This window comes from Streptomyces sp. NPDC005070 (assembly GCF_053600395.1).
The window spans coordinates 1-16,902 of sequence record NZ_JBSFZS010000144.1; the positions used below are offsets into that span (position 1 = coordinate 1).

11 protein-coding genes are annotated in these 16,902 nt (G+C 71.6%); 2 read left to right on the top strand and 9 right to left on the bottom strand.

The features are described from left to right. Positions 1-95: 95 nt before the first annotated feature. The 9 genes from ACWEBX_RS32290 to ACWEBX_RS32330 all read right to left on the bottom strand — a co-directional run bounded on the left by ACWEBX_RS32290 (position 96) and on the right by ACWEBX_RS32330 (position 14,302). Positions 96-2,090, bottom strand: a complete 1,995-nt coding sequence (locus ACWEBX_RS32290; protein ID WP_451888321.1) for an Ig-like domain repeat protein — start codon at positions 2,088-2,090, stop codon at positions 96-98. A gap of 136 nt (positions 2,091-2,226) precedes the next feature. After that, positions 2,227-5,076, bottom strand: a complete 2,850-nt coding sequence (locus tag ACWEBX_RS32295) for a hypothetical protein (RefSeq protein WP_451888322.1) — start codon at positions 5,074-5,076, stop codon at positions 2,227-2,229. Then, positions 5,073-6,839, bottom strand: a complete 1,767-nt coding sequence (locus ACWEBX_RS32300; RefSeq protein WP_451888323.1) for a substrate-binding domain-containing protein — start codon at positions 6,837-6,839, stop codon at positions 5,073-5,075. The genes ACWEBX_RS32295 and ACWEBX_RS32300 overlap by 4 nt, the downstream gene beginning before the upstream one ends. Further along, the gene (gene pstA / locus ACWEBX_RS32305) at positions 6,839-8,125 is read right to left on the bottom strand and encodes a phosphate ABC transporter permease PstA (protein WP_451888324.1); all 1,287 of its coding nucleotides are present in this window, start codon (positions 8,123-8,125) and stop codon (positions 6,839-6,841) included. The genes ACWEBX_RS32300 and pstA overlap by 1 nt, the downstream gene beginning before the upstream one ends. A gap of 1 nt (position 8,126) precedes the next feature. Further along, positions 8,127-9,248 (bottom strand): phosphate ABC transporter permease subunit PstC, encoded by a 1,122-nt coding sequence (pstC, locus tag ACWEBX_RS32310; protein WP_451888325.1) that lies wholly within the window; start codon positions 9,246-9,248, stop codon positions 8,127-8,129. A 261-nt stretch (positions 9,249-9,509) separates the two neighbouring features. Then, complete coding sequence (locus ACWEBX_RS32315) at positions 9,510-10,589, bottom strand: hypothetical protein (RefSeq protein ID WP_451888326.1); 1,080 nt, start codon at positions 10,587-10,589, stop codon at positions 9,510-9,512. A 38-nt stretch (positions 10,590-10,627) separates the two neighbouring features. Beyond that, entirely contained in the window at positions 10,628-11,566 is a 939-nt protein-coding gene (locus tag ACWEBX_RS32320) for an N-acetylneuraminate synthase family protein (protein ID WP_355759645.1), read from the bottom strand. A gap of 14 nt (positions 11,567-11,580) precedes the next feature. Further along, positions 11,581-12,888 carry a cytidylyltransferase domain-containing protein gene (locus ACWEBX_RS32325; RefSeq protein WP_451888327.1) on the bottom strand — a complete coding sequence of 436 codons (1,308 nt, stop codon included), beginning with the start codon at positions 12,886-12,888 and terminating at the stop codon, positions 11,581-11,583. A 76-nt stretch (positions 12,889-12,964) separates the two neighbouring features. Next, positions 12,965-14,302 carry a DUF6716 putative glycosyltransferase gene (locus tag ACWEBX_RS32330; RefSeq protein ID WP_451888328.1) on the bottom strand — a complete coding sequence of 446 codons (1,338 nt, stop codon included), beginning with the start codon at positions 14,300-14,302 and terminating at the stop codon, positions 12,965-12,967. A 198-nt stretch (positions 14,303-14,500) separates the two neighbouring features. Here ACWEBX_RS32330 and ACWEBX_RS32335 point away from each other — a divergent pair, with 198 nt between their 5' ends. Continuing rightward, the gene (locus tag ACWEBX_RS32335) at positions 14,501-15,481 is read left to right on the top strand and encodes a glycosyltransferase family 2 protein (RefSeq protein WP_355759650.1); all 981 of its coding nucleotides are present in this window, start codon (positions 14,501-14,503) and stop codon (positions 15,479-15,481) included. After that, positions 15,478-16,812 (top strand): polysialyltransferase family glycosyltransferase, encoded by a 1,335-nt coding sequence (locus ACWEBX_RS32340; RefSeq protein WP_451888329.1) that lies wholly within the window; start codon positions 15,478-15,480, stop codon positions 16,810-16,812. The genes ACWEBX_RS32335 and ACWEBX_RS32340 overlap by 4 nt, the downstream gene beginning before the upstream one ends. Positions 16,813-16,902 lie beyond the last annotated feature (90 nt).

Here is a 16,902-nt window from a genome sequence, read left to right on the forward strand (position 1 = left end):
GCGCGCCATTTCGTCCTGCACCCCCGGGTCGACGGGGACGAGCCCGCCCGCCACCCGGACGCCCCCGGCGAGAGGGTGGTTCGAGGAGCCGCGGATCAGGTGGACTTGATCCTGAAGTCGGCGCCGTTCTTCGAGTTCACCGTGGTGGAACCCACGTACCAGGCGTGCAGGGTGTGGGTGCCGCGGGACAGCTTCGGCAGCTTGACGGTCACCTTGCCGCCGCTCAGGGTGCCGGTGGCGATGACGTGCGAGCCTTCGTAGATGCGGACCGTGCCGGTCGGCGTGGTGCCGGTCGCGGTGACCTTGACGCCGACCTTGGCCTGCGAGAGGTGGCTGATCGAGGCCGGCGCCGTGGTGCCGACGCTCGGGGCCGCCTTCGAGACGGTCACCGAGGTGGTCGCGTTGGACGTCAGCAGCTTGCTGTTGCCGGCGTACGACACCGTGAGGTTGTGCTTGGCGACCTTCAGGTGGCTGGACAGGCTGACGGAAACCTTGCCGGTGCTGTCCAGGGTGCCCGTGCCGAGCGTGGTGGTGCCTTCCTTCACGGTGACCGTGCCGGTGGGGACCACTCCGTGCGTGTCGGTGACCGTGACGGCGACCTTGGGGGTCTTGCCGTACGCGGTCGTCGCGGTGGTCGCCTTCAGGGTGGTCGTGTACTTGATGTCGCCGGTCCAGGTGGCGACGGCACCGCTGCCGTTGAGGTTGGCGGCGGAGACCGTGGCGGTGTAGTGGCCGAGGGCCAGACCGCTGAAGGTGTACGACGTGGTGGTGGCCGGGACGTCCTTGACGGCCACGACGGCGCCGTCCGAACCGGTCAGGGTCACGCGGTAGTCGGTGACGGGGAGGCCGGTGGCGGCCGGGGCGGTCCAGTTCAGCTTGACGCTGCCGTCGCCGCGGGTCCCGCTCAGGGACGGCGCGGCCGGAGTGGCGGCGTCGACGCCGGACTCCTCCAGGCCGCCGAGCTTGGCGTGCTTGGCGAGGTTGACCGAGCCGTTGTAGGACTCGTTCACGAAGCCGAACTTGGCGATGACGCCCTCGGCGGCGTCGGAGGCGAGGCCCGCCTCGTGCGCGCCGCTGGTGACGAAGACGTCGTAGAGGTCCTTGTCGAAGAAGATGCTGGTCGGGTCGATCGCCCGGCTCGGGACGACGTTGTAGACGTCGCGGCCGAAGGTGGCGTTCTCGTAGTAGGCGCCGACGGGGGCGAGCTTGCCGTTCACGGTGGCGACCGGGGTGGTGGCGCCGGTGTCACCGGGAAGCTGCACGGCGGCCAGGTGGGCGCCGGCGGCGGCCGCGGTGGTGCTGAAGTCCGGGGAGATGCCGTTGTTCTGGGCGATCCAGCTTCCCACCGAGAACGGGACGAGCGCGCCGTCCGCGTCGAGGGCGCCGTTGGCCTGGTTCTCCTGGACGGTCGCGACGGTCGGGGAGAGCGTGGCGTCGGTGAGGCCGATGGCGCCGAGGAAGAACTTGCGGGTGCCGGAGCCGCTCTGCGGGATCTTCGGGTGCACGGTCTGGCCGCCCACCTCGGTCAGCGTGCCCGAGTAGATGTCGTGGAGCTGGTCGACGGTCAGCGTGTTGAGGGCCGAGCCGCGGACGGCGACGCCGACCGCGTCCCGCGCGAACGGGATGTAGGTGAAGGCGGTTCCGGAGGTGCTCGGGCCGCTGGAGGAGCGGGCGAAGTCGACCTGGCCCTTGATGGAGACACCCGAGCTGTCGGGGTACTTGTCGCCGGTCAGCGACATGCTGAGGGCGAGGCGGCCCTTGCCGGAGCCGTTCGGGCGCTGGAAGGTCGGGCCGCCCGTACGGGTCTGGATGTTCGAGGTGGTGGAGCCGGTGCCGGGCTCGATCGCGTCGTACGAGGCGATGCCCGCGCCGGTGGCCGACTTCACGGCGGTGGCCGTGTAGGAGTTGCCGTTGACGGTGTCGCCGGCCAGGGCGTTGAGCACGTCCTGGGTGGTGTCCGAGCCCACGCCGACGAGGCTGCGGAAGGTTCCGGCGGGGGTGGGGTCGGCGGACGCCGGGCTCGCCAGAGCCAGCGTGCCGGACACCACGGCGGCGGCGACCATGGCCGCCGAGAGGCGCGTCGTGCGCATTGAGAGTCTCCAGAGGGTGTGCGAGGTGACGTCGGGTGGATCTGGCAGGGTGGTACGGGCCGTCCGCCCCGACTGCCTTTCGGGGCGGGCGGCCGTCTGTGGGGAGCGGGGCCCGGCGGGCCCACGCTCCGGTGGCTCAGCTCCGGCCCGAGGGCAGCCGTTTGCGCAGCCACTCGGGCAGGGCGACCGCGGGGACGGTCACCGCACGGCCGCCGGGCAGCGGGACGCGCAGCGGGAGGCGGAGCCTGCCGCCGCCGGCGAACGGCGCGCCGATGCCGGCGACGGCGCCGAGCGCGGCTCCGACCGGGACGGCGTACCGCAGGGAGTTGGCCGGGTCGTCCGGCGTGGTGCCCAGCGCGGTGGTCTCCACGGCCTTGCCGCCGTCGTAGGACGCGGCGGCGCTCGGCTTCGAGCTCGCGCCGGCGCTCGGTGTGGCACCGCTGCCGCCGTCGCCGCCCGTGGAGCCGCCCGTGGAACCGCCGGTGCCGGTGTCGTCCGTGCCGCCGCCGGAGCCGCCGGACACCGCGGAGTCGCTGCCGCCCGTGGTGCCGCCGCTCGATCCGCCGGTGGAACCGGAGCCGGAGGGTGTCGGGGAGGGTCCCTTGTAGTCGACGAGGGCGTCGGCGGCCGTGGTCGCCTTGGTGCGCAGGGCGGCGGAGAGCGGGGCGTAGCCGCCCGGGAGCAGGCCCGGGTCGGCGCCGCTGGTCTGTCCGTCACCGGCGGCGTACCGCAGCAGGGCCGCGTAGTCCTTACGGGCGGCCGCGTCGATCCCGGCCGGCCTGACGGCCGCGTAGACGAGCTGGGCGAGCGGGTAGGCGCCCTCCGCGCCGGCCGTGGCCGGGGTGATCTCGGGGGCTCCGGAGCCGGTGACACCGGTGGCCGCCGCGGTCAGGGACGAGGCGGAGGGGCCGACGAACGTGCCGGCGGTGTTGCGCAGCCGGGCTGTCTGAAGGCCGTAGCGCGCGGCGGAGGCCGCGTCGGTGACGGTGATCACGAACCGGGAGCCGACCGTCTGGGGGCCGGGGCTCTTGAAGGACGGCGGGTTGGCGAGCGCGTCCCAGCTCGACTTCCAGAGGGTGTCGGCGCGCCGGGTGTGCAGGGCGCCGGAGTGCATGTCCTCGACGTAGGGGTGGAAGTCGGTCATGCACTGCTTGACGGTGGCGTCGGTGCCCGGCGGGATCGTGCACCAGGGGTCGCTCTTGGGGTAGTCGTCGGAGTTCGCGGGGTCGAAGGCGATGCCGGTCGGGTTACGGGACGCGGTGGTGCTGTAGTACGGGTTGACCTTGGCGCCCCAGGCGTCCGTCTCGCCGGCGAGGAAGCCGCGGGCGTCCTTGTCGGCGAGGATCCACTGCCACAGGGCGCGGGCGGAGTCGCTGTGCCCGAGCGAGGTGATCAGGTCGGTGTCGGTGGACGGGGTCTCGGAGACCGACAGGTCCGCGAACTCGGGGTTCAGGGAGATGAACTCGGGGTCGCTCGCCAGGCCCGCGGAGTTGTTCTTCGCCCAGTCGTAGCCGGTGGCCGCCGCGTCACCGAGGACGGCTCCCCAGGGCGAGTTGCGGTAGGACTCGGTGAGCAGTTTGGCGACCAGGCGCGGGGTGAGGTCGACGGACTCGACCTTGGTTCCGGCGAGTTTGCGGATGGAGTCCGGCGCGCCGGCCTTGGGTCTGCGTTCGACGGTGAAGCCGATGACGGTTCCGGAGAGCGCGACGGGCGCGTACACGGTCTGGCCGGAGGGTGCCGTGGTCCCCGTGTCGGCTCCGAGGGCGCGGGTGGTGAAGGCGAGTCCGGAGGAGCCGTCGGCGGTGAGGCGGGCACGGGTGTCCGGCTCGCCGAGCTCGGTGTAGCCGTACACCGTGCCGGTCGGGCACAGGGCCGCCTGCCAGCTCGTCATGGCGTCGGCGGCGAGCTCGCTGCCGATGGTGGCGCGCTCGTCGGCGCCGAGGGCGCAGTTGGTGCCGACGGAGTTGAAGCCGAGCGGGATGGCCACCCGGTTCTTCCAGTTGGTGGAGGAGACGGGGGATCCGGCGTTGACCTGGCTGTGGTCGGCGTACGGGCTGCCGTCCAGGTCGAGGTGGCCCTGCGGGACGATGACCAGCCAGCAGGAACGGGGCTTGGTGCCCCCGTTGACCGTGACCGGCACACCGCAGCCCAGGTGCGGGGCCTCGTTGGCGGTCTGGACCTCGAAGTACTCCTTTCCGGTGCCGTCGGCGCCGGTGCGGGCGAAGTCGACCTCGTTGGTGGTGTTGCGGTTGAAGAAGGCGTTGTTCTGGGTGCCGGAGGTGATCACCGTGCCGTCGACGGACTTGAAGGGCACCTCGCCCGGGGCGTTGGGGTTGGCGGCCCCGTACCGGTCGTCCTGGCCGTAGTTGGCGGGGTCGGCGCTGTAGAAGACCTTGCGGGTGTCGTCGTAGTCGTTGCCGGGCCAGCTCCCGCGGTCGGTGGTCGGCGAGGCGCCGTACTGGCACTGGGTGCGCGAGGGGCCCGGGTTGGACTGCACCGTGCCGTCGTCGTCGCCCCAGCACTGCATGATCTGCACGAAGTCGGTGTTGAACAGCGTGCCGGCGAACGTGGTCGGGGTGCCGCCGGACCAGGAGACCGTGACCGCCTGACTGGTCAGGTGGGTGGTCTGGTCGACGGTGAACCTCATGTCCTTGAACTCGCCGCGGCCGGAGACCGTGACGGCCGAGGAGCCGGTGGCGGTGCCCGCCGCGGAGGCGGGGGCGGCGGCCTGGGCCACGCCGAGTCCGGCGAGGGCGCCCGCGGCCGCGCCCGCGACGACGCGCAGGAGCAGCCGGCGCATGCGGAGCATCGCGTTCCCACGTGTCCGCGAGCCCATGACCGCCGCCCGCGCGCCACCGGGTCCGGCGCTGTCGGCTCCCGTGGTGCGGGAGCCGGCGGTGCGTGCTCCGGTCGTGCGGGAGCCGGTCGGGCGGGAGTCGGTGATGCGTGCTCCGGTCGTGCGGGAGCCGGTGATGCGGGGTCTCATCGCTTCTGCCCCTCTCCGGAGTCCTTGCCCGCGCCGCGCCCGGCGATCGCCCGGGACACCACGGAGGGCAGCAGGACGAGGCCGAGGACCAGGAAGGCGGCGATCAGCATCAGCGTCTGGGTGCTGGACCAGCCCTGGCTGCCGGACACGGAGACCGGCTGGGCGAGCGCGATGGTGTCGGCCGCCGCGCCGGACCCGCCGGTGCCGCCGCCGCTGCCGCCCGAGGAACCGGTCCCCGAGCCGCCGCCCGAACCGGGCGAGAGGGTCTGGCCGGTGTCCGGGTCGACGACCGGTTCGGCGCTGCCGCCGGTTCCGCCTCCCGTGGCGGTACTGCCGCCGCCCGAACTCCCGCCGCTGCTGCCGCCGGTGCTCCCTCCGGTGGAGCCGCCCGAGGTGGAGCCGCCGCTCGTACCGCCGGTGGAGCCCGAACCGCCCGAGCTGCCGCCCGCCTTGGCGCCACCACTGCCGGTGGTGCAGGGCGCGGCGCCCTTCTTGTCGCAGGCCGCCGGGTAGGGGGCGGTGTCGGCGAGCTTGTTGTGCCCGTCGCTGGAGAAGGTCGGGTTGTTGCAGCCCTTGATGTTGACGCTCTGGGCCTGCACGCCCGGGATGCGGCGGATCTGGTCGAAGCCCGCCTTGACGAGGTTGATCGGCAGCGGCGAGTAGCCGAGTGAGGGCGCCTGCTGCTGGCCCTGGCACATGAAGTAGTACGAGAACGCGCCGAGCGTCTTGCCCTTGGCCTTGGTGAAGGTGCCCTGCACCTTCAGGGGCAGGATCATGTACGAGTAGCTGGACAGCGGGTAGTTGCGCCGGTCGGAGTCGTTGTAGACGCCCTCGAGCTTCTGGGTCAGGTAGTCCGCGGAGTTCCTGTCGGTGTTGATCTTCGCCTTGAGCAGCGAGACCGCGACGTTCTGCGGGGTCGGCTCGGTGTAGTAGCCGGCGTGGTTGAGGACCTTGGCGACCGGATAGTGCGCGTTCAGGGCGTACGAGTAGTTGACGTACCCGATCGCGCCCTCGCCGTAGTTCTGGGCGACGTAGCCCGCGACGCCGAGGTCGCCGGACTGGGCGATCATTCCGGAGACGGTCGGGTAGTACGAGGTCTGCCCGCAGGCTCCGGAGCGGCCGACCTTGCGGCAGTAGGCCTGCCACAGCGACTTGTGCTGGTTGGCCATCCACATCGTGAACTGGGCGGTGGAGCCCGAGCCGTCGGAGCGTACGACGGGGACGATGGTGCGGTGCGGGAGCTGGATCCCCGGGTTGTCGGCCTTGATGACCGGGTCGTCCCAGGTCTTGACGGCACCGGTGAAGATCTTGGTGACCACGTCGCCGGACAGGCGCAGGTTGGTGACCCGCTTGCCGTTGACGGTCAGGTGGTACATGAAGACGGTGCCGCCGGCCACGATCGGCATGTAGGCGTACGACCCGGACGCGGGCCGCTCGGCGGCCGAGCCGTCGGTCGGGTGCGTCTGGAACGGGATGTCCGAGACGGCGAAGTCGACGGTGCCGCTGAGGAACTGACGGCGGCCGTCGGAGGATCCGGTGCCGGCGTAGCTGATCCGCATGCCGTACTGGTTGACGGCGCGCCGCCATTCGTCGACGGCGTTCTCGGCCCAGGTGGAACCGGCGCCGGATATGGGCGTGTAGCTCTCCGCCGCGGCGGGGGCCGCCAGCGGGCCGGCCAGCAGCGCGGCGATCACGCCGAGCAGCGCGCCGAGCGTCCCGAGCGCCCGAAGGCGCCCGAGGGCGGTGTGGAGGTGGCTGCGCATCAGTCGGTCTCTCCGGTGGCGGGTGCGGACGGGGCGTCTCCCGCGGGATGCGGTTCCCCGGGGGTCTCGAACAGGGACAGGCCGGGCGCGTGCAGGTCCTCGAAACGCCGGACGTCCTGGCGCGAGGCGCGTGCGGTACGGCGGGCCTGACGCTTGGTCTGGTGGCCGGGGCCGCGTCCGCCGATGACCCGGGCGATCACGAACAGCACCAGGACGAGGGCCATCAGGACGGCGGCGGCGCCGAAGCCGCGGGCGATGTAGGCGGGCTCGGGCGACTTGACGAAGTTGAAGACCGCGAGCGGCAGCGAGACCATCGGCCCGCTCGTCGCGTTCACGTTGAGCGCGGTGGTGAAGCCGGCAGTGAGCAGGACGGGCGAGGTCTCGCCGATCCCCCGGGCGGTGCCGAGGATGACTGCGGTGGCGAGGCCGGAGCGGGCGGTGGGCAGCACGACGTGCCACACCGTGCGCCAGCGCGGCGCGCCGAGCGCCTCAGCGGCCTCGGTGAGGTTGCCGGGCACCAGGCGCAGCACCACGTCGGAGGCCCGGATCACGATCGGCAGCATCATCACGCTGATCGCGAAGCCGGCCGCGAGTCCCGACTTCTGCATGCCGAGGCCGAGGATCCAGGTGGCGTACACCATCAGACCGGCGACGATCGAGGGCAGCGCGGTCATCGCCTCGACGATCGTGCGGACGAACCGGGAGAACCGGCCCGGGATCTGGTTCAGATAGACGGCGCAGGCGAGGCCCAGCGGCACGGTGATCGCCAGCGCGATGGCGATCATGGTGAGGGTGCCGAGCATCGCGTGGGCGATGCCGCCGTGGGTGAGCGGGTCGAGAGGGCCCGCCGCCTGCATGTCCTGGGTGAAGAAGTTGGCGTGCGGCAGTGCCTCCCGGCCGCGCCAGGCGGTGAAGCCGACGACCATGAACAGGCCGGAGAACAGCAGTGCGGCCGCCGTCCACAGCACGACCGTCATGACCCGGTCGCGTACGGCCTGGCCGTCCTCGTCGAGCCCGGTGAGCACCGCGTAGATCGCCAGGAAGGCGAGGTAGGTGGTGACGGTGAAGCCCAGCGCGCCCGAGAACGGGGCGAGTTGGCCGAACAGCAGGACGGTGACGCAGAGTCCGGCGGCGGCGGCACCGCACAGGGACAGCACTCCGGTGCGGGTGACCCCGCCGATGCGGCGCGGCCGGAGGGGCTCCGGCGCGTGCTCCACCGCGTTGTCCGTGCCCACGGGAGCCGCGTCCGGCACGGCGGTCGGAATGGTCTCTTCGATGACGGTCATCTCATGCCTCGCTCTGCGCGCCGGAACGGCTGCGGGCCACCACGGTGGAGGCGGTGAAGTTGACCGCCAGGGTGAGCAGGAACAGCGCCAGGCCCGCCGCCATCAGCGCCGACATACCGAAGTCGGAGGCGTCGCCGTAGTGCAGGGCGATCAGCGAGGACACCGAGTTGGAGCCGGTCTGCAGGATGTGCGGCTGGATGACGAAGACCGGCGAGATGATCAGGTAGACCGCGATGGTCTCGCCGAGCGCCCGGCCGAGCCCGAGCATGGTGCCGCCGATCATGCCGCCCTTGCCGTACGGCAGGACGACCGAGCGGATCATGCCCCAGCGGGTCGCGCCGAGCGCGTAGGCGCCCTCGCGTTCGCCGGCCGGGGCCTGCGAGAAGACCTCGCGCATCACCGAGCACTGGATCGGGGCGACCATCAGCGCGACGACGATCCCGGCGACGAAGGTGGACGCGGTGAACACGCTCTCGGTGGCGAGCGGTTCGCCCGGCTGGGTGCCGTCCACCTTGAACAGGGGGATCCAGCCCAGCCATTCGGACAGCCAGCGCGACAGGCCGATGACGTGCTGCTGGAGGAAGAACAGCCCCCACAGTCCGTAGACCACCGACGGGACGGCCGCCATCAGGTCGACCATGGTCACCAGGGTGCGGCGCAGTTTGCGCGGGGCGACGTCGGAGATGAACAGCGCGGTCCCGACGGCCAGCGGTACGGAGATCACCACCGCGACGAGGGCGATGAGGACGGTGCCGGTGAGGACGGCCGCGATGCCGAAGTTGTGGACGTCCGGCTGCCATGCGGCGGTGGTGAGGAAGCCGAAGCCCCGGGCGCGCAGCGCCTGACCGGCCCTCAGGAGGAGGAAGAGTCCGACCCCCGCCATGACGGCGAGGACGGCGATGCCGGTGGCGGTGAGCTGGTAGCGGAAGACGCGGTCACCGAGCCCGCGGGCCGCGTTGAGCCGCCGGGGAGCGAGTGCGCGGCTCTCCGTCCCGGACCCCGGTCCGGCCGGCCCCTGTCTGCCGGACGTCGATTCCTTGGACTCGGATCCTCCGAGCTCTGCCCCTCCGGGCTCTGCTCTTCCGGACTCCGGTCTGTCGGACTCCTCTTGCGCGGACGCCACCTGCTGCCCCCCACTCCGGAAACGGAATCGCCGCGCGACCGACGGCCGGTACCGCGCGCAGCGATTCAATGGCCGGATCGTGTCGCCCTAACGCGCGCGTTGTGGAGAACTGGTGAACAGCACACGACCGTTCGGTGCGTTCGTCGTGGAGGATGGGCGGAGGGCGGTCCTGATGATCCGCGTAGATCGCGGTATGGACCAACGGCAGAGCCCGGCGCGGTGCGCCGGGCTCTGCATGCCTGAATGTGCTGGTGGCTTGAACTAGAGGGTGGATACCGCCGGGAGACGGTGGACGTCCCGGGCGGTCCCGGTGACCCCGGACAGGAAGCCCTGGGCCCGCGGTGAGGCGTTCTCCGTCAGCCAGGCCGGGTCGATGTCGCAGACCGCGACCCGCACCTCGGTGCCGGCCAGGGCGAGCGGCAGCGTGTGGACGACCGTCGACGGGAAGCTCAGGATCGTGCGGCCTATGGGGCCGCGCCGGGCGATCAGTTCGAGCGGCAGGTCGGGACGGACGATCTCCAGGCCCGTCTCGGCGGCCAGCCGGTGCAGTTTGTCCGCGCTCTCGCGGCGGTGCGCGAAATAGCGGGTCGCGCCGTGCGCCTTGGCGAGCGAGCGGACCGCGTCCAGGTAGCGGTCGGGGTCGACCACGCCCGTCTCGACGAGCGAGGTGCCGACCATGTCCGCGGTCCTGGTGATGCGCGGCGGGCCGAACCGGGCCCGGGTCCAGGAGAAGTCGTTGGGGGTGATCGTGACACCGTCCGGCGCCGATTCGATCGGCATCGAGGAGAAGACCTCGACCGTACGGTGCTCGCTGGGCGTCAGCCGGCGGCGGGCCGAGGCGGACACGGGGGCGAAGAGCACGTCCCGCGGGCCGGGGCGGCCGCCGCGCCGGTGCCAGCGCACCAGTCGTTCACCGCGGGCGAGCTGGGCGACGAACTCCATCGTCGCCGTGCCGTCGTCGACCACCACCAGGTCGCGCGCCTTGGTGATGGTCAGCAGAAGCTGCACGTAGCGGGAGAACGGGTCCCCCATCACGATCCGCCGGGCCCGGCGCAGCAGCCGCGCCAGTCCCCCGATGGTGTGGAAGGGGGCCGTGGTGCCGCCGCGCGCCTCCTCCCAGCGGACCGTGTGCCCCTCGTCGCGGGCCAGTTCCGCCATCCGGCGGAGCTGGCCGCGCGTCATCGGGTCGTTGGGTGACAGGACGACGAGGGTGAGCCCCGCGCCGGGCGCCGCACCGTTGTGGGCATGCGCGTGCGCCCACTCCAGCACGTTCAGGAGCTGTACCGGGCTCTCGACGAAGGCGAGAGTGGGGGAGCCGGCGGAACCGGCGCGGGGGCTCATCGACGTACGACCGTCCCGTCGTAAGGGATTCAGGGCGTTCAGACCGAGACGGGCTCGCCCGCGGCCGCGGCGATCTCGGCCTCGGCGACGACGCCCGTGACGCGGCGCAGCTTCTTCATCGGGCCGAGCTCGGAGTCGTAGACCTTCTTGACGCCGTCGCCGAGGGAGGCCTCGATGGTGCGGATGTCGCGGACGAGGCGGGTCAGGCCCTGCGGCTCGACGGAGGCGGCCTGGTCGGAGCCCCACATCGCGCGGTCGAGGGTGATGTGACGCTCGACGAAGGTGGCACCGAGGGCGACCGCGGCGAGCGTGGTCTGCAGGCCCGTCTCGTGGCCGGAGTAGCCGATCGGGACGTTCGGGTACTCCGCCTGGAGGGTGTTGATGACGCGGAGGTTGAGCTCCTCGGCCTGCGCCGGGTAGGTCGACGTGGCGTGGCACATCAGGATGTTGTCGCTGCCGAGGACCTCGACCGCGTGACGGATCTGCTTCGGCGTCGACATGCCGGTGGAGAGGATGACCGTGCGGCCGGTGCCGCGCAGGGCGCGGAGCAGCTCGTCGTCGGTCAGCGAGGCGGAGGCGACCTTGTGGGCCGGGACGTCGAACTTCTCCAGGAAGGCGACGGCCTCGGTGTCCCACGGGGAGGCGAACCAGTCGATGTTCTTGCTCTTGGCGTACTCGTCGATCTGGCGGTACTCGTCCTCACCGAACTCCACGCGGTGGCGGTAGTCGATGTAGGTCATGCGGCCCCAGGGGGTGTCGCGCTCGATGTCCCACTGGTCGCGCGGGGTGCAGATCTCCGGGGTGCGCTTCTGGAACTTGACGGCGTCACAGCCGGCCTCGGCGGCCGCGTCGATGAGCTTGAAGGCGTTCTCCAGCTCACCGTTGTGGTTGATGCCGATCTCACCCACGACGTAGACGGGGTGGCCAGGACCGGCGGTCTTCGAACCGAACTGACGCAGACGAGAGTTGGTGCTCATGGTGGAGAAGTTCCTTACTTGTCGAGGGAGTCGAGAGAAGGGCCGAGGATCCAGCTGGCGATCTCTCGGATCGCGCCGTCGCCACCGGGGACGGTGGTGACCGCGCGTGCGGCGCCGCGCACGACGTCGTGGGCGCTCGCGACCGCCACGGGCCAGCCCACGAGGGCGAAGCACGGGAGGTCGTTGACGTCGTTGCCGACGTAGAGCACGCGCTCAGGCGCGATGCCCTGCTCCTCGCACCACTGCTTCAGTGCGAGGTCTTTCCGGTCGATGCCGTGGAGGACCGGGATCTTGAGCTTCCGGGCCCGGGCGGCGACGACCGGGTTCTGTTCCGTGGACAGGATCAGCATCGTCAGCCCGCTCTTGCGGAGGGCGGCGATACCGAGGCCGTCCCCGCGGTGCACGGAGACGAACTCCCGTCCGTCGGAGTCGATCAGCACCCTGTCGTCGGTCTGGGTGCCGTCGAAGTCGAGGACGACCGCGTCGATGTCGTCGGCGGTCGGAAGTGTGCCGGGCCGGTTCGCGTCGAAGAGCGGCGCGAGGGCCCGGGCGCGGGCGAGGTCGTGGGGGTCGTCGATCTCCAGCACGCGGGCCGGGTCGGTGCGCACGAGTTCGGTGCGGCCGAAGAAGCGGTGCTTCGCCTCGCGGAAGCCGGTGGCCTCCATCGCGTAGACGGCTCCGGTCTCCAGGAGGTCCTGGGGGCGGTCCTGGCGGCGCGGCCGGAAGGACTTGTCGTGGTTGACGCCGTAGCCGCCGCTGGTGGCGGTGTCGGCGACCAGGACGCCGGTGCGGCCGTCGACCGCCGCGTGCCCGGTCCCGGCGGCCACCGCGGCGGCGGGCTCGTCGTCCCCGTCGCGCCAGACGAAGCCGTGGAAGGGGGCCACGGTCAGCGCGGTGTCCGCGCCGTTCGTGACGATCGCGTCCACGACGCCGTCCACGTCCTCGCGGATGATGAACGGGCTGGTGCACTGCACGAGCAGGACCACGTCGACCGGGGAGCCGTGCAGCGCCTCGTGGGTGTCCATGGCGTGCAGGACGGCGGCCTCGGAGGTGGCGGTGTCCCCGGCGATGGCGGCGGGGCGCAGCACGACCTCGGCGCCGGCCTGGCGGGCGGCCGCCGCGATGGCCTGGTCGTCGGTGGAGACGACGACGTCCGTCACGAGGCGGGCGGCGCGGCACTCGCGCACCGCGCGGGCCACCAGCGGCACACCGCCTACGGGCAGGAGGTTCTTGGCGGGCACGCCCTTGGAGCCGCCGCGCGCGGGGATCACCGCGAGTACGCGGCGCGCCGGCGCGGCCTGGCCCGCTTCCGAGTTGGTCATGCGCTGTTCTCCTTGACGAGGGAGGTGAGGGAGGCGTGGGGGGCGAGGGGCGGCGGGCCGCCCGCTGTCGGGGTGCTCACAGTTCGCCCATCCGCCGGATCACCGGTGCCACGCGCTGGACGCCGTGGCGGTAGGCACCGCGGGCGGCCCGGCGCACGAACTGCCGTACGGGGCTGGGGTCCCGGTCCGCCGCCGGGGCGCCGGGCAGCGGGCTGCCGTCCGGGCCGAGGTGGTGGCGGGCGAGGATGCCGGGCAGATAGCCGGGCGCGGTGACGGGGGTGTAGTAGGGAGCGAGCGGCGGCAGCTCGTCCGCCGCGAGCAGTTCGGTGATGCGCTGCCGTGCCGCGTCGAAGGCCGTCTCGTACGATCCGTCGGCGGCGACGCCCTGCCGGGCCACCCACTCCGGGTCGGGCACCGGCCGGTGCCCCTCGTCGAGCTGGTCCCAGGAGGCGAGGCAGCCGGAGCCCACGAAGTGGTGGTTGCCGAGCGCCTCGCGCACCCCGAGGTCGCTGAGGACGACGGTGGGGATGCGCCGGTGCAGGGATTCCAGGGCGGCGGTGGAGCTGATGGTGACAAGCAGGTCGGTGCGGTCGAGGACCTCACCCATGTGCCCGTACACCAGGCGGAAGTTGGCCGGCGGGTCCGCCTTCTGCACCAGCTTCTGGTACGGCAACTCCTCGATGTGCGTGGTGTGTTCGCCCGGCTTGGAGCGCAGCTTGAGCAGGACCTCGCGGTCCGGGTGGAGCCGCGCGTGGCCGACGAGCCGGTCCAGCAGGTACGTACGGTCCTTGCGGCTCTCCGGTACGGAGGGCTGGGCGGCGAAGACGACCGTGTAGGGCGCGCGCCCTTGCTCCGCGGACGGGTCGTTCTCCGTGTACGCGGCCCCGCCGAGGAAGGGCAGCGCGACCTCGGTCACCGATCCGGCGTCCGCGCCGACTCCTTCGTACACGGCCCGGAAGCGGTCCGCGTCCTGGCGGGAGTTGGCGAGGACGAGATCCGCGCCGTGCCGCAGGAGCAGCCCGTCGGCGAGCTTCTCGTAGACGACGCCGACATAGCCGGTGACGACCAGGGGCCGCTTCGCGCGTCCTTCCCAGGCACGGGACAGGCCGTGCAGGACCGCCTGGACGGCTCCGCCGACCAGGGCGAGCACGACGACGTCGTAGACGTCGTCCTCCTTGCCCAGCTCGCGCAGGAACTCGAGGGCGGTGACCTCGCGGAGGGAGTCCGCGCGGACGCCTACCTCTTCGAGCTGGCGGGCGGTCGGGGTGGCACGGCCGCGCAGGAGGAATCCGTCGAGGCGGAGATCCGATCCGGCCGGGGAGATGCGGTTCGCGGTGAGCGATCCCCATTTCCACCGGGTGTCGGAATCCGCGAGGACGGCCACCCGCAGCGACTTCGAGGTACTTGCTGGCACGTCCTAGACGCTAGGAAGCCATTTCGAGGAGCGGCCCAACCTGAATACAACAAACGGTTAACAGCGCGTCGACGAATGGGGGATCAGCCCAGGATGAGCTGAGAAAACGACGTGGTTCACGGTACCGCCACGCGTCGTTCACCTTGCATCTCACCAACGGTAAAGACGAATGCCGGGCCGCCCCCTAACGTCACAGGGGTGGTCAAGCTCTCCGTCATCGTGCCGTTCTACAACGTGCAGCAATATGCGCCCGACACCCTGAAGAGCCTGCGTGCGAACGCACGGCAGGATTTCGAATTCATTCTCGTCGACGACTGCTCGCGCGACGAGACACCGGACATCCTCGCGCGCGCGGAGCGCGAGCTCCCGGGTGCGGTGTATGTCAGACACGAGAAGAACGGAGGACTGGCCACGGCCCGCAACACCGGGATCGACACAGCGCGTGGCGAGTACCTCACGTTTCTCGACGGGGACGACTGGCTCGCCCCCGGATACTACGAACAACTCGTGTCCTCCATCGAGGATCTGGGCTGCGACTTCGTCCGTACGGACCATGTCCAGTGCACCGCGCGGTCCCGCTCCGTCCACCGTGTCCCGCACGGCAGACGCGGGGTCGTCCTGAATCCCCGTGACGCCATCCTCCCCTCCGACCGTTCCACCTCCGTCGACTACGCCTACGCCTGGGCGGGCATCTACCACCGCCGGCTGGTCGACCGGGGGCTGCTCCACTTCACCGACGGGCTGCGCACGGCCGAGGACCGGCCGTGGATCTGGAAGCTGCACCGGGAGGCCGAATCCTTCGCCACGGTGGGGCTGCTCGGCGTGTTCTACCGGCGTGGCGTCGCCTCCTCCCTCACCCAGATCGGGGACGTGCGCCAACTCGATTTCATTCGCGCGTTCGACCAGGTCGTGGCGGAAACCGCCGAGGACCGGGACGCGGAGAAACTCCTGCCCAAAGCCGTGCGCACGTATTGCGCGATTATTTCCCATCACCTGGGATCCATCGAAAGGTTCGAGCCAGCGGTGGCACGGAAACTGAAGTCCATGAGTGCCGTCGCACTGCGCCGAATGCCCCAGGGCGTGCTCGACGAGGCCCTCGACTCGATGGACGTCCAGCGCGCCACCCGGCTGCGCCGGCTGCGCCGACGGCCCGCGCCCGCCGCGGGGGTGGCCGCGTGACCACCCAGATCTTCATGGCGTCGACGCTGTACGGCACGGCCACGCTCGCCGCGGCCCTCGACACCGACAGCTTCGGGCCCGCCGACCGGCGCATCCTGCTCGTCTCCAACAACGCGGCGACGCCGGAGACGACACCCGCCGTGGACGCGATGCCCGGCTTCGAGCGGCTGCGCGGCCGCTTCGACGACGTCATCTCGTGGAACGAGACCATCTCTCCGTTCCACCCGGGCGGCTGGGCTCCGCGCCCGGACGACGTCCCCCTGTGGGAGCGGCATCTGCGGCTCGCCTGGAACCTCGGCGACGACGACATCGAACTGGCCGTGGAGTCGATCCAGGTCAACCCGGCGCTCGGCGTCTCCCAGATCTTCATGGGCGCGCCCGTCACGGTGTACGCCGACGGCCTGATGAGCTACGGCCCCACCCGCAACAAGATCGACCCGCTGGTCGGCACCCGGGTGACCCGGCTGCTCCATCTGGACCTGGTCCCCGGCCTGAAGCCGCTGCTGCTCACCGAGTTCGACGTCGAACCGCAGATCGTGCCCACGGACGCGTTCGTGAAGGTGCTCGCGGAACTCGTCGACACCGGCGACGAACTGCCGTCGATGGACGAGCCGGCGCTGCTGCTCGGCCAGTACCTCTCGGCACTGGAGATCCTCACCGCCGAGGAGGAGGAGGAACTCCACGTACGGATGCTGAAGGGGGCCCTCGCGCTCGGCCACACCCGTGTGGTGTTCAAGCCGCATCCCTCCGCCCCGGCGCGCTGGTCGCGGATGCTGGAGAAGGAGGCCGAGAAGCTGGGCGCGGACCTCACGGTCCTCGACACCCCGGTGCTCGCCGAGGTGCTCTACCAGCGGATGCGGCCCGCGCTGGTCGTCGGCTGCTTCTCCACGGCGCTGCTCACGGCCTCCGCGCTGTACGGCCTGCCGGTCGCCCGCGTCGGGACCGGCTCGCTGCTGGACCGGCTCACCCCGTACGAGAACAGCAACCGCGTCCCGGTGACCATCGTCGACGCGCTGCTGCCCGCCCTGGCGGACGGCGCCGCGGTCACCGAGCGGCGCCCCGGCATGGACGTGGCGGACCTGACGCGGCTCCTGAGAGCCGTCGGCTTCGCGATGCAGCCGAAGATCTACCCCGACCTGCGTCCGGCGGCCGAGAGCTATCTGACGCACCAGCTCACCGAGGACACCTGGCGCTACTTCAAGCGCAAGCGCCTGACCTCGCTGGCGCTGCCCGGGGCGGTCCCGGCCCAGCTCGCCTTCATCCCGCGCAGCGCCACCGTGCGCCGGGTCGCCCGCAGGGCGCGCTCGCTGAAGCGGGCGGTGGGCCGCTGAGGCGGCGCACGCGTCCCGCGCGGGACACCAGGGCGGGCACCCAGGGCGACACCAGGCAGAGCGCGCACTCCGACGCCGGAACTCTCGTCT